At 54.9% G+C, this 13,488-nt stretch carries 15 protein-coding genes and 1 pseudogene; 13 read left to right on the forward strand and 3 right to left on the reverse strand.

All coding sequences use genetic code 11. The annotated features are described in order from the left end of the window. Nucleotides 1-20: 20 nt before the first annotated feature. Complete coding sequence (locus MCG44_RS06245; protein WP_240287331.1) at nt 21-893, reverse strand: LysR family transcriptional regulator; 873 nt, start codon at nt 891-893, stop codon at nt 21-23. 117 nt (nt 894-1,010) lie between these two features. Here MCG44_RS06245 and MCG44_RS06250 point away from each other — a divergent pair, with 117 nt between their 5' ends. From MCG44_RS06250 to recO, 4 genes are all read left to right on the forward strand, one after another. Next, on the forward strand, nt 1,011-2,033 hold the full coding sequence (locus MCG44_RS06250) for a YeiH family protein (RefSeq protein WP_186852077.1): 1,023 nt from the start codon (nt 1,011-1,013) through the stop codon (nt 2,031-2,033). Nucleotides 2,034-2,205: 172 nt separating this feature from the next. Then, the gene (gene era / locus MCG44_RS06255; RefSeq protein WP_240287333.1) at nt 2,206-3,105 is read left to right on the forward strand and encodes a GTPase Era; all 900 of its coding nucleotides are present in this window, start codon (nt 2,206-2,208) and stop codon (nt 3,103-3,105) included. Between the two features lie 97 nt (nt 3,106-3,202). Then, nucleotides 3,203-3,349 (forward strand): hypothetical protein, encoded by a 147-nt coding sequence (locus MCG44_RS06260; RefSeq protein ID WP_186852079.1) that lies wholly within the window; start codon nt 3,203-3,205, stop codon nt 3,347-3,349. A 35-nt stretch (nt 3,350-3,384) separates the two neighbouring features. Beyond that, complete coding sequence (gene recO, locus MCG44_RS06265) at nt 3,385-4,146, forward strand: DNA repair protein RecO (protein ID WP_240287335.1); 762 nt, start codon at nt 3,385-3,387, stop codon at nt 4,144-4,146. 53 nt (nt 4,147-4,199) lie between these two features. On the opposite strand, the gene rpmF is transcribed toward recO, so the two are convergent. Both rpmF and MCG44_RS06275 read right to left on the reverse strand, forming a co-directional pair. After that, a complete protein-coding gene (gene rpmF, locus MCG44_RS06270) occupies nt 4,200-4,388 on the reverse strand; it encodes a 50S ribosomal protein L32 (protein ID WP_147572136.1) in 189 nt (62 codons plus the stop codon). A 46-nt stretch (nt 4,389-4,434) separates the two neighbouring features. Next, on the reverse strand, nt 4,435-4,938 hold the full coding sequence (locus MCG44_RS06275) for a YceD family protein (RefSeq protein WP_147572137.1): 504 nt from the start codon (nt 4,936-4,938) through the stop codon (nt 4,435-4,437). 168 nt (nt 4,939-5,106) lie between these two features. Here MCG44_RS06275 and MCG44_RS06280 point away from each other — a divergent pair, with 168 nt between their 5' ends. The 9 genes and pseudogenes from MCG44_RS06280 to MCG44_RS06320 all read left to right on the forward strand — a co-directional run. Beyond that, nucleotides 5,107-6,099 (forward strand): RluA family pseudouridine synthase, encoded by a 993-nt coding sequence (locus MCG44_RS06280; RefSeq protein ID WP_147572138.1) that lies wholly within the window; start codon nt 5,107-5,109, stop codon nt 6,097-6,099. Between the two features lie 127 nt (nt 6,100-6,226). Next, nucleotides 6,227-7,165 carry a hypothetical protein gene (locus MCG44_RS06285; RefSeq protein WP_240287337.1) on the forward strand — a complete coding sequence of 313 codons (939 nt, stop codon included), beginning with the start codon at nt 6,227-6,229 and terminating at the stop codon, nt 7,163-7,165. Nucleotides 7,166-7,174: 9 nt separating this feature from the next. Next, nucleotides 7,175-7,411: a helix-turn-helix domain-containing protein gene (locus tag MCG44_RS06290; protein ID WP_147572140.1), complete on the forward strand. Its 237-nt coding sequence runs from the start codon at nt 7,175-7,177 to the stop codon at nt 7,409-7,411. Further along, a complete protein-coding gene (locus MCG44_RS06295; RefSeq protein ID WP_240287339.1) occupies nt 7,392-8,351 on the forward strand; it encodes a hypothetical protein in 960 nt (319 codons plus the stop codon). The genes MCG44_RS06290 and MCG44_RS06295 overlap by 20 nt, the downstream gene beginning before the upstream one ends. A gap of 264 nt (nt 8,352-8,615) precedes the next feature. Continuing rightward, nucleotides 8,616-9,794 (forward strand): ABC transporter ATP-binding protein, encoded by a 1,179-nt coding sequence (locus MCG44_RS06300; protein WP_147572142.1) that lies wholly within the window; start codon nt 8,616-8,618, stop codon nt 9,792-9,794. Further along, nucleotides 9,781-10,788: an ABC transporter permease gene (locus MCG44_RS06305; RefSeq protein WP_240287341.1), complete on the forward strand. Its 1,008-nt coding sequence runs from the start codon at nt 9,781-9,783 to the stop codon at nt 10,786-10,788. Before MCG44_RS06300 ends, MCG44_RS06305 begins: the two co-directional genes overlap by 14 nt. Next, complete coding sequence (locus tag MCG44_RS06310) at nt 10,785-11,639, forward strand: ABC transporter permease (RefSeq protein ID WP_147572143.1); 855 nt, start codon at nt 10,785-10,787, stop codon at nt 11,637-11,639. The genes MCG44_RS06305 and MCG44_RS06310 overlap by 4 nt, the downstream gene beginning before the upstream one ends. Before the next feature lie 71 nt (nt 11,640-11,710). Next, nucleotides 11,711-12,862: an ABC transporter substrate-binding protein gene (locus tag MCG44_RS06315; RefSeq protein WP_240287343.1), complete on the forward strand. Its 1,152-nt coding sequence runs from the start codon at nt 11,711-11,713 to the stop codon at nt 12,860-12,862. A 319-nt stretch (nt 12,863-13,181) separates the two neighbouring features. Beyond that, nucleotides 13,182-13,298, forward strand: a pseudogene (locus MCG44_RS06320) (helix-turn-helix transcriptional regulator); the annotation flags it as partial. Nucleotides 13,299-13,488: the final 190 nt, after the last annotated feature.

Consider the following 13,488-nt stretch of genomic DNA (forward strand, 5'->3'; position numbering starts at 1 on the left):
AGGACTTGGCTCCGTCTGTTCTATTTGGGACAAAGACATTCGTCATAAAAATTCTGACAGGCTTTGTGGGACATACTGTGCCTGGGGTAGACAAAATAGAGGGGGCGCAGGATCTGCCAATCGGACAGATGCAGATAGGTCAGTGTACCACACGCCACCTCCTGGGCGGCCACCTGCTCATACATGAAGCTGACAGCATGAGTTGCTTTCAGCAGTTCCTTAATCATTCGGAAGCTGCCGCACTCCAGTACAGAGGAGAAGGATTGGGGAGAGCAGCCGGCTTGAAAGAGTCTGTTTTCCAGAATGGCGCGGGTGCCTGATCCGGGCTCACGCAAAATGAGAGGATAAGAAAACAGATCTGTCAGCCTGTGTTCTTTCTGTGAAAGAGGATGGCTGGCGGCAGCCACAGGTAAAAACCGGGCAGTATGAAAAATGTGGCTGCAGAAGTCATTGTCATAAAAGATCCCTTCGATGAGGGCACAGTCCAGCTCTCCCCGAACACAGGCGGACAGCATTTCTTCCGTATTGCCTACATGGAGCGCCAGGGGACGGAAGGACTGGGCCAGAAAGGGGGCCAAAAGAGGGGGAAGATAATAGTCGGCAATGGACAGGGTGGCACCGACCCGGAGAGTTTGGGCGCTTTGGTTGAGCTGCTCCAGCAGCCTGTGCTCGTTGGCTGCCTGAAAGGTGGCGTATCGATACATCAATTCTCCCGCTCGGGTGAGGGCGAGCTGATGGCCTGTGAAGTCGATGAGCTGGGCACCGTAGTGCTCTTCCAGCTTTCGGATGTGTTGAGAAACGGCGGGCTGGGTGATATGAAGGGCCTGGGCGGCCAGTGTATAGCTGCGCAGCTCCACTACAGTGAGAAAGGTCTGAAGTTTTTGGTCCAGCATATGTTCACGTCCATTAAAAATATTTATTATATATAATATAACATAATTTGATTTTATAATCAACCGGTGTTATGATGAATGTGACCAGAGGGAAATATTGCAAAAGGAAGTGGAGCTATGAAGGTGTTGAACCGGATAGGGGAGCTTATTCCCGGACTTTTACTGGCATTGGCTATCGCGGCTTGTGCCAAATTCATTGAGGGTCTACTGCCGATCCATCTCATTGGGGCGTCAGTCATTGCCCTGTTCATCGGTATGGGACTCAACCAGATCAGGAAGCCGAGCGATGGTGTGGCCAAGGGCCTGAAGTTCACATCCAAAAAAATTCTGAAATTCGCCATCATTCTCTTGGGAGCCTCGCTGTCCATCAAGGTAGTGCTCAATGTAGGCCGGCTGTCCCTGGTAGTCATGATGTTTACCCTGCTGACCTGCTTCGGCGGCGGATATTTTGTGGGGCGGGCACTTGGCCTGAACTGGAAGCTGTCTAACCTGATTTCTGCCGGGACGGGGATCTGCGGAGGCTCTGCGATTGCGGCCATCGCCCCGGTGATCGATGCGGAGGATAAGGATATTGCCTATGCCATGTCGGCCACTTTTCTATTTGACATGGTGATGATCGTCCTTTTTCCTATTATGGGGCAGGCCATGGGATTAAGCGATATGGCCTATGGACTATGGGCCGGGACGGCGGTGAACGACACCTCCAGCGTGGTGGCGGCAGGATACGCCTTTTCAGAGGGAGCCGGCGATTTTGCCACAATGGTGAAGCTGACTCGCACCTTGGCCATCATCCCCACTGTGCTGGTATTCAGCCTGATCGAGGTGCGGGAGAAACGGAAGGCCGGGATAGTGTCTCAGGGAGAAAAAGTGAAGATTACCTCTATCTTTCCCTGGTTCATCCTGTGCTTTTTGGGAATGGCAGCCATTAACAGCCTGGGAGTGTTTCCGCAGGAGCTGTCTTCTGGCTTAAAAGAGCTGAGCAAATTCCTAATGGTGGCAGCTCTGGCAGCCATCGGCTTAAATACTGATTTCCGGGAAATGCGTAAATCTGGCATTAACCCCATGATTCACGGATTTATTATCTCTGCCTTGGTGGTAGTAGTGGCAATCGCGGTCGAGTATTTTATGGGCATTGTGTAACACGGTCGGCAAACGACCCGCCAAATCGGCGGGCCGTTTGCTATTTTCCGTCAAATATGATAAAATAAAAAGCAGAAAAGGGAGAGGTGGCCTTTCTCTGACTTGAAAGATAATAATAAAAAATATTTGTAGACGGGAAATTGTTCACACCTGAGAAAGTGAGGATTATCTTATGCCGATTATCAAAAAATCCGGTATCATTACTCTGTGCGGCCGGCCCAACGTAGGCAAGTCCACATTGATAAACACCCTGGTGGGGGAGAAAGTAGCTATCGTTACCAACAAGCCCCAGACCACTCGGAACCGCATCTGCGGTATTCTGACACGGGGGGAGAGCCAGTTTGTCTTTGTGGATACGCCGGGTCTGCATAAAGCCCGTACTCGCTTGGGGGACTATATGGTGAATGTGGTCAGGGAGAGTGTGGCTGACGTAGATGCGGTGGCTCTGCTGGTGGAGCCCATCCCGAATATTGGGGAGCCAGAGGCACAGCTTATCGCCCGCGTCAAGACCCTGGGCTGTCCCGCCGTGTTGGTCATCAACAAGGCGGATACGCTGGAGCGGAAAGACAAGCTCCTTGAAGTGATACAGCTTTACAGCCAGGAACACGACTTTCAGGCCGTGGTTCCTATCTCCGCCAAGACCGGCGAGGGGGTGGAGGAGCTGCTGGGCGTGCTGGAGGGCTTCCTTCCCGATGGGCCCCAGCTCTTCCCGGAGAACATGACCTCCGACCAGCCGGAGCGGCAGATGATGGGGGAAATCTTACGGGAAAAGCTGCTTCTGTCCCTGGATAAGGAGATCCCTCATGGGACCGCGGTGGAGATTACCCGTTTCGTAGAGCGGGAGGACGAGGTCATTGAGGTAGAGGCCACCATCTACTGCGAAAAGAACAGCCATAAGGGTATCATCATCGGCAAGGGCGGTGCCATGCTGAAAAAGATATCCACCCTGGCCCGGCAAGATATGGAGCGATTTATGGGGACTAAGGTGTACCTCCAGACTTGGGTAAAGGTCAAGGAAAATTGGCGTGATAATCCCGCAGCAATTCAGAATTTTGGCTACCACCAGGATTGATTGCAGCTGACGCCAGCAATAAACAGAATTTCCCGGTCATACTTTCCATGAGAAAAGCCCAGTCTAATTGCGGAGAGATTTGTGGGAGGACTGGAGTATGAATGAGAACGGACTGTGGAGCTTATTTTGGGAAACCGGTCTGCCAGAAGCCTATCTGATGCTCGCGGCCCTGGACCGGGAGGGACCGGCACTGCCGGCCAGGTCGGCGTTTCGGCCTCAGCCCAAGGAGGCGGACCGGGCATAGTCTGAAGCTGTGCCCCGGTACATAGGAGATACGCTATGCATATGACCACTAAGGCTCTGGTCCTCCGTCAGGTGGACTATAAGGAGTCGGATAAGATTCTGACGCTCTTTACCCAGGAGCAGGGGAAACTCACTGCCTCCGCCCGGGGCTGCCGAAAAAAGGGGAGCGCCCTGGCCGCGCCATGCCAGCTATTGGCCTGGTCAGAAATGGTGCTATACGACTACCAGGGGCGCTGGACCGTGAAGGAGGCGTCCACGGAACGGCTGTTCCAGGGGGTGAGGGATGACCTGGAGCGGCTGGCTTTGGGCTGCTATTTCGCCGAGGTGGCGGAGCTGTTGGCAGTGGAAGGGGTCGCCAGCTCTGAGTTGCTCTCATTGATATTGAACAGCCTGCACGCGCTGGATAAAATGAAAGAGAAACCCCTGGCGTTGGTTAAGGCGGCCTTTGAACTGAAGGCCATGTGCTTGTCTGGATACGAGCCGCTGCTGGACGGCTGTGCCGTCTGCGGCAGGACCCCGCCGGAGGAGCCGCGCTTCCATCTGCGAGAGGGCGTGGTCCACTGTGCTGCCTGCCGGGGAGAGATGGGGGAGGGCATCTCCATGCCTCTCAACCTCCACGCGCTGCGGGCTATGGAGCATATCGCCTGTGGAGATCCAAAGCGGCTCTTCTCCTTTTCGATAGGCGGGGAAGGGCTGACCAAGCTGGCGGATCTGACAGAGGCATATCTCCATACCCAACTGGAGCGGGGCTTTCAGACACTGGATTTTTACAAAGGGATACAGACCGGAGGGATATGATTCAAAAAAAGCCCGCTGTGGAGTTCCACAGCGGGCTTTTTCCGCAATATTCATTACTGCTGGGCCTCGACCTGGCCAAATGTGTGGCCGTTATAGGTCAGACAATTCTTGCACATCCGGTGAGGCAGCCGGAACGCCCCGCACTTGGGGCAGGTCACGATACCGGGAGTTTCCAGCTTCCAGTGGGAGCTGCGCCGCTTATCGCGCCGGGCCTTGGACACTTTTCTCTTAGGAACCGCCATGGGTGACACCTCCTTCGGTTTACGTGCCGTGCGGCACTTCGACTACTCACTCAGTTTCGCCATCCAACAGCTGCGCAAGGGCCGCCAGTCTTGGATCTACTTCAGGTCTGCACCCGCAGGGACCGAGATTCAGGTCAGCCCCGCATTTGGCACACAGCCCTTTGCAGTCGTCTGAGCAAAGGTTTTTGGTATCCATCTCGAGTACGAAAGCCTCCGTCACCACCTGGTCCAGATCCAACTCAGTTCCATCCAGAAGGATGATCTCGTCGTTCTCCTCATCCTCCAGGGCCTGGGCAACCAGACTGTCCAGCCGGACCACCTTTTCACGGGAAAATTCCTTCCCGCAGCGGTCACAGACCAGATCCAACAGGGAACTGACCGTCCCCTCCAGCACAAGAGCGCCCGCGTGGTTGGTCACGCTGCCCTGGGCTAGAACGGGGCGGGTGATGGGTTTCCTCCCATAAAATTCCAGACCGGACAGGTCTGCCTGGAACTGGAAGGTCTTGCGGGCGTCTGGCTTATGAATGATATCTTTCAAATCCAGACGCATGGCTTCCTCCTGGGTTTGACCCTAAACTCGCATAATGGTACGGAAAGTATTATAGAGAAAAGTTCCCAACTTGTCAAATCTTTTTTTCTGATTGACAAATATAATTTTTTATGGTCCAATTTTGGGAAGATAGGGCACTTTTTACAGCCTTTGTAGGAGAGAGCCGCCATGAAAGAATTTACCATTGGAAAAAATGACGCAGGTCAGCGGCTGGACCGCTGGCTGGCCAAGACGATCCCCCTGCTGCCTGCCCCGCTGGCCCAGAAGTATATCCGCCTCAAGCGGGTAAAGGTCAACGGAAAGGGCTCCAAGCGGGACATCCGGCTGAATGTGGGAGATGTGCTCCAGTTATATATCAACGACGAGTTCTTTGACCGCCCCACCCCGGAAAACGCTTTTTTGTCCCTGTACCAGCCGAAGCTGAATATCCTGTATGAGGATGAGCATATCCTGCTGCTGGACAAGCGGCCCGGCCTGGTGGTCCATCCGGATGAGAACGAGCGAGTCAATACCCTGCTTACCCATATCCAGGCTTACTTATATCAGAAGAAGGAGTGGTCTCCCTATTGGGAGAATTCCTTTGCGCCAGCCCTGTGCAACCGTATCGACCGGAACACGGGGGGCATAGTCATTGCGGCTAAGACGGCGGAGGGACTCCGGGTGATGAACCAGAAGATCAAGGACCGGGAGTTAAGCAAATACTACCTGTGTGTAGTCCAGGGCAGGATGGCGCCCAAGGAGGGGAAACTGGAAGGCTATCTCTTTAAGGACGAGGTCAAAAAGCAGGTCTATGTCCGCGGCCGGCCGGGGCCGGGGGCCAAAACTGCCGTTACCTTATATAAGACGCTTGCGGTGAAAAATGGCCTGTCCCTGGTGGAGTGCGACCTGATCACCGGGCGGACCCATCAGATCCGTGCCCAATTCGCCCATGCCGGACACCCCCTCATCGGGGACGGCAAGTACGGCAGTGAGCGGGAGAATCGAAAGTATGGCCGCCATGGGCAGGCCCTGTACTCCTATAAGCTCGCCTTCCACTTCACCACCGATGCCGGACCTCTGGAGCACCTGAATGGCCGGACCTTTCAGGTGGAGGACGTGGACTTTGTCCGGGAGTATTTTGGAGCTTGGCCAGAGGCCGGGAGAGAGCCGTCCTCCCGGTGAATAGGCTGGAAAAGAGTCGGGGCAGCCTCGGCTCTTTTTTATTGAATATATTATTGACAAACAATAATTTTTTTGATATCTTATATTTAAAATTATTGTAAAACAATAATTGAAGGGCGGAATAGATATGAAGAAAAAACTGTGGATGCTAACAGGGGGAGCCATTCTGGGGCTGCTGGCGGCTCTGGCCGGAGGGCTGTTGTCCGCCAAAGCCGGGTGGAGCACGATGAATGACCCTCTCCTATCAGTAGGGCGGGGTCTAAGGGTGCTGTCCCTGTCTGGCTTTGGGGGCGACCTGCTGGCCTGGTTGGTAGTCCTGCTGGTCAGCGGGGCGCCCTTGCTGCTCCTGATTCGGATAGGGAAGAAGGGCAGAGGGATGGAGGATCTCCTTCTTGGCTTGATGGCCCCTGTGATCTTCTGCTGGCTCTTTTATTTGGCCAATCCGACCCAGCTGGGGGAGACTGCGGCCCAGATCTTCCCCTTAGCCGGAGGGTGTACGGTGCTGTCTATGGGGGCGGCGTGGCTGGTTTTGAAGCTGCTCCGGGGCCTGGATGGGGCACCCACCCAGCGCCTGGCTGCCGCCTTTGGGGCACTGCTCTCCGGCTGTGCCCTGCTGTGTGCCTTTTCCGTGGCCTACGGAGGGGCCGCCGGGGTAGCTGCCCAGTGGGCCCAGGTGGTGGAAGGCAACACGGACCTTGGAGGGCTGACGCTGCCAGTCCTGATTGTTCTGGGGGTGCTGAACGCCGCCCCCGGCCTGCTGGTAGCTGTAACTATGGTTTGGGGCTCCGAGCTGGCCCCCGTCCTGGGGGGCGGCACCTTTGACCAGGCGGGGGCGGAGCTGTGCGGCCGTGTTGCTCTGGCCTGCAAGACGGCGGCGCAAGCTACTGTGACGCTGACTGTCTTTGCCAACCTGCTCCAACTGGCCCTGGTGGGGGAGCTGCTCTCCGCCAGCTTCTCCATCACCCTCCCGCTGTTCTCACTGGCGGCCTCCGCCGGGCTGTTTCTCCTGTGCCGCTGCCTTCAGCGGGGGGCGGTCCTCCAGGAGGACAACGACTCCATCATTTGAGGGAAAGCCATGGCGATCAGAGTATATTTGAGCGACGTGCTGAAGGAGCGGGGCATGACCTCTAAGGAGCTATGTGCCAAGGTGGGAATTACCGAGGCTAACCTGTCTATCTTGCGCTCCGGGAAGGCCAGCGGTGTGCGCTTCCACACCATCAATAAGATATGCTACTATCTGGACTGTCAGGTGGGGGACATTCTCCACTTTGACGGACGATTGGAGGACAAAGATGAAGAAACTGTGGACTAAGGGGAAGACAGGGGCGGCGGCCGTCCTGCTGGCCTGCTTTCTGGCGGCTCTAGCCGCCAGCACTTCTGGCAGCCGACTGGCCCGGCCAGAGAGGGAGGACCCCGGAGCGGACCAGTTTATCGGTTTTCACATGGTATTGGAGAAGATGCCGAAGGAGGGGGAGGAGATCCCGGTGGACCAGAGTCACTGGGTGGAGTACGGCACAGAGGAAATGAAAACAGAGGACTTCGGCACCCTGTCCTTTCCCAAAAAGATTTTAATTGGACGGTTTACCGACGATCCTCACGGACAGGACTATGAATTTCCAGGTCTGCCTGGCCTGAACTGCTTTTTGGCCGAGGAGGAGCTGGAAGAAGGCGGTACTCAATATGCCGGTACCAGCGGCCTGGCGGGCGCTCATATTAAAGTGGGCGATGAGGAGGAGTCCATCAGCGGAACGGTCTACTTTGGACCGCCTTTGGATGACAGAAACTGGAATACAAACGAGTTTGACTACTGCTGGACTGCCTATCAGGTGTACCAGATGGAGGATGGCACGGTCTATCTGGACGGCAGTGGAAACAGCTACGGCGGTATGGGGGGATTTACCACTAAGGTCACAGACACCCAAACCAAGACCGCCGATGGGGAGGAGGAAATATTCTCTTTTACGGCGGAAGTAACGATGGAATCTGTGGAGCGGGTGACAGAGCTGGAGGTCCGCTGGTACGGAGAGGAGGAGCTGCTGGACCGCAGGACGCTGACCATGGAGGAAGTGGGAGAGGGGCTGTCCCTGGAGCGGCCCCAGGGGGCGGTCTGGGCCCTTGTGACCCAGAGGGACCGGACTGGAGACACAGAGCGGTCTGTCTACACTCTGGGGACGGAAGCGGGCGCTTCCCACCAGCTGGTCCAGCTGGATGAGCGGGGGATGGGCCGCGTGGTTTATCTGAATTTGGATTAGGATCGGCGGGAGAGGGAAAGGACCCTCTCCCGCTGTCCTGTTTGGGTCCAAAACCGGTCTGGACATGCTGCGGGGGAGCGGAGGGGAAAAGTCAGAAAAAATTTTAGGGAAAATCATTGACATTTGGGGTATGACCGGATATAGTGTATCTCGCTATCCGTGAAAACCCGGCCCCCCGGATGTCCACAGCGGGCGGACGCCGAACCGGGTGAATAAATCGAGGGAGCTGACAAGTTTTTATCAGACTAAAGGGGGATAAGCGAGATGTCCAAGGAGCTGATCCGTCTGTCCAACTGCACCATGTCCTTTGACGGCGAAGTGGTGCTGGATGGAATCAATTTGTATATCAACGACAAGGAATTCCTCACACTGCTGGGTCCCAGCGGGTGCGGCAAGACCACCACACTCAGAATCATTGGTGGTTTTCAGACGCCCACCTCTGGCGATGTTTTTTTTGACGGTGTGAGGATTAATGCTGTTCCGCCCCATAAACGGGCGGTGAACACGGTATTCCAGAAGTATGCCCTGTTTCCCCACCTGAACGTATATGAGAACGTGGCCTTTGGCCTGCGTATCCCGAAGGCGGATGATAAGGGGAAAAAAGTCAAGCTGCCGGAAAAGGAGATCCACCAGCGTGTCATGGAGATGCTGGAGGTGGTCAACCTGAAGGGCTTTGAAAAGCGGCACATCAGCCAGCTGTCCGGCGGCCAGCAGCAGCGGGTGGCCATTGCGCGGGCCCTGGTGAACCGGCCCAAGGTGCTTCTGCTGGACGAGCCCTTGGGCGCCCTGGACCTGAAGCTGCGCAAGGATATGCAGAATGAGCTCAAGCGCATCCAGCAGGCTATGGAGATCACCTTTATTTATGTTACCCACGACCAGGAGGAGGCCTTGGCCATGTCCGACACTGTAGTGGTCATGGACGGCGGCAAGATCCAGCAAATCGGCACTCCTGAGGACATCTATAATGAGCCGAAAAATGCCTTTGTGGCCGACTTTATCGGTGAGTCCAATATCATCGACGGCATCATGCGAGAGGACGGAGTGGTGGAGATCTTCAACCGGCGGTTCCAGTGCCTGGACGGAGGCTTTGAGAAGGACGAGGCGGTGGATGTGGTCATCCGGCCCGAGGACGTGGATATCGTCCCCGAGGACCAGGGCCAGCTGAGGGGCACGGTCACCAACGTGACCTTCAAGGGGATGCAGTACGACATCATCGTAGACTTCTATGGCTTCAAGTGGCTGATCCAGACTACCGACCTGTCCCCCGTGGGCAGCCGCATCGGCATCAAGATTGATCCCGATGGCATCCACGTTATGAAGAAGAGCCAATACTCCGGGATGTTTGGCGACTACTCCTCCTACTCCGAGGAGTACGAGGAGATCGGCGACGCCTCCCTGGAACCGGACGAGGCGGATGGGGAGGACGGAGATGAAAAGGAATAAGCTGCTTTCCCTGTTTGCCGCCCCCTATGTGTTGTGGATGGCGGTATTCACCATTGTCCCCATCTTTATGGTGGTGTTCTACGCCTTTACCACGGCGAACAGCGCTGAATTGATCGCGGCGGGCAACTGGAGAGAGGCGTTTACCCTGGATAATTTTGCCCGGATGGGCACCTACGCGGTGGTTTTTACCCGCTCCTTCAAGCTGGCCATCATTGCCACGGCTATCTGCGTCCTCATCGGCTATCCCTTGGCCTACTTCATGGCCAAGGAGGGCCCCGGCTTTCAGAAGATGGCCATGGTCATCATTATGCTGCCCATGTGGATGAACTTCCTCCTGAGGACCTACGCCTGGATGTCCATTCTGGACAACAGCGGCATTCTGAACCAGTTTTTCCAGGCAGTGGGCATCATAGATTTGGGCAATTTATTGAATGGCTGGCTCAATGATGTCTGTGCGGCCATCAACACGACGGTGCTGCCGGCCCTGAAAGATCTGCCGGGGATCGGGGAGTTGCTGCCAGCCGATTTCCTGCTGGATGCAGCCCGGCCGACCAATATGAAGTTTTTTAAGCTGCTCAACACCCAGGGCGCTGTGGTGCTTGGCATGGTTTACAACTACCTGCCCTTTATGATCCTGCCCATCTATTCGGTGCTGCTTAAGCTGGACAACTCTCTGCTGGAGGCAGCCAGGGACTTGGGGGCCAGCTCTGCCCGGGTATTCCGGAAGATTACCCTGCCCCTGTCCCTGCCCGGTGTGCTGTCCGGCATTACTATGGTGTTTGTTCCGGCCGTTTCCACCTTTGCAATCTCCAAAATGCTGGGCGGCGGCACCCAGATCATGCTGGGCGACCTGATCGAGATGCAGTTTCTGGGCAACGCCTACAACCCGAGGCTGGGCTCGGCTATCTCCCTGGTAATGATGGTCATTGTGGTCACCTGTATGTGGATTATGAATCGCTTTGGAGAGGGCGAAGAACAGGCGGTGACGCTATGAGAAAAAATGGTATCGCTTCCCGTGCCTTTATGGTCATGGTGTTTCTGTTCCTGTATGCCCCTATCTTTCTGCTTATCATCTTCTCCTTTAACGAGGGAAATAGTAATGCGGTCTGGCAGGGCTTTTCTCTAAAGTGGTATCAGGAGCTGTTCAAGGACCGGATCATTATGCAGAGCGTATATACCACGCTGACGGTATCCCTGATCGCCACAGTGGTATCTACTGTTGTGGGCACCTTTGCCTCCATCGGTTTTTACAATATGCGCCGGCGTTGGCGGGAGCCCCTGGTGACGGTCAACAACATCCCAATGATCAACGCCGATATCGTCACCGGCGTGGCGCTGTGTCTGTTCTTCGTGGCTGCCTTCGGCGCCTGGAACGGTTTTGTGGAATGGATGGAAACGACCCATCGGCTTACCGCGCCCAGGCTGTATATGGGCTTTGGCTCCTTACTGATCGCCCATATCTGCTTTGATATCCCACATGTGGTGCTGTGCATCATGCCCAAGCTGAGGCAGATGGACGGCCACCTCATCGACGCGGCCCAGGACCTGGGCTGCACCTGGATGCAGGCGTTCTGGAAGGTCGTGGTGCCCGAAATCAAGCCGGGAATTGTGTCCGGCGCGCTCATCGCCTTCACCATGAGCGTGGATGACTTCGTCATCTCCTACTTTACTGCCGGCTCCTCAGTGTCCACCTTGGCCATGACCATTTACGGCATGACTAAGAAGCGGATTACCCCTAAGATCAACGCCATTTCCACCCTGCTCTTTGCTACGGTGCTGCTCCTGCTCATTATCAACAATGTGAGGGAAGCCCGTTTGGAGAAGGCCAGAAAGCAAAGACGATAATCCCCCTATTTTGTTCTCAGGGCCTGCCGGCCTGGAGATATATTCTTGAAAATTACTGGAGGAATGATAAATTGAAAAAAATCGCAGCCTTGACCCTCGCCATGACCATGGCGCTGGGCCTGTTCCTGTCCGGATGCGCCATGGAGGACAATGGAGGGGATACCGCGGGGAGCGGCAGTACCGGCAGCGCGGGCAACAACAGCAGCGGCACCAACACCGGAAAGCGGGTAGTCAATGTGTGCAGCTGGGGTGAGTATATCGACACAAGCCTGATCGATGAATTTGAGGAGAAGACCGGCATCGAGGTCAACTACCAGACCGCCGAGAGCAACGAGGCGCTGTATTCTACCCTGGCCCTGGGCGGAGCGAACTATGATGTTATCGTCCCCTCTGACTATATGATCTCTCAGCTAATTGAGGAGGGGATGCTTCAGGAGCTGGACTACAGCAAGATCCCCAACTTTGAGAAGATCGACCCACGATTCCGGAATCTGTCCTATGATCCAGAGAATCTGTATACCGTACCGTACACCTGGGGTACTTTGGGCATCATCTATAACACCACTATAGTAGACGAGCCCATTACCAGTTGGAGTTCTATGTTCGATGAGAAGTACGCCGACAATGTGGTGATGATCCGCAACTCCCGTGACGCCCTGGGCATTGCGCTGTACTATCTGGGCTACTCCGTCAATACCACTGATGAGAGTGAGATCCGTGAGGCCTATCAGCTGCTGGCTGATGCCAACGCCAAGGGCGTCTATCAGGCATTCTATATGGACGAGATCTTCCAGGCCATGGAGCGGGGCAACGCCGCTATCACCGCCTATTACGCCGGCGACTACCTGACCATGCGGGAGAACAACCCTGATTTGGCCTATGTGGTGCCTGAGGAGGGTTCCAACTGGTTCGTGGACGCCATGTGCATTCTGAAAAACGCTCAGAATGTGGACGAGGCCCATGAATGGATCAATTTTATTGCCTCCACCGAGGCCAACCTGGCCAACATGGACTATATCTGGTATGCCTCTCCCAACAGCGAGGCGCTGGAGCAGTACCCCGCTTGGTACGAGGAGCAGTACGGCGAGCCTCTGGATATGGAGCTGTATGAGATTATGGCCGCTCCCCAGGAGGTGTTGGACCGGTGCGAAGCCTATCTGGTCACCCCGCCCGATATCCGCAATCTGTACAACGAGCTCTGGACTCAACTGGGTATTAACTGAAACAGGCCCGCTATCTCTGAAAAGAGATAGCGGGCTTTTTATGTGGCCGGTAAAAACCTTAAGAGGGGATGGAGGACTCAATTAAGATCAGGGGGAGACCGTCGTTGGATACCGACAGCTAGAGAAGAGATACCTCTGGCAGTGGAAAAGAATCGGGAGTATACTATTGATATTCACTTCTTTACTACGGTGCGGGATAAGGATATCTGTTATAGAAGAAAAAAATTGCTTCCGCAACCGCCGGTTGCGGAAGTTTCAACCATAGTTGATAGTATGTAACTAGGAATGGCGGTATAGTGCTTATAGGGAGGGAAAGAAGATGTTGTCTGAAAGGATCTATCAGTTCAGGCGGAACAGCGGGCTTTCTCAGGAACAGCTGGCGGAGAAAATAGGCGTTTCAAGACAGGCTATCTCCAAATGGGAGAGTGGAGTTTCCCATAGTTAAAGATACCACACCAAATATGATGAACCCACGCTTATACACTACCAGCTATAATAAACCGCAAGGACAGCAATTTGATACTGCTGTCCTTTCTTTTATAAAATTGCAGTACACAGAAAAAAGCTGTAAAATGATAAATATATTTGTCCTTGTAACAATTCTCGGACATTTGCCTGTTATACTA

The organism is Lawsonibacter sp. OA9 (genome assembly GCF_022440585.1).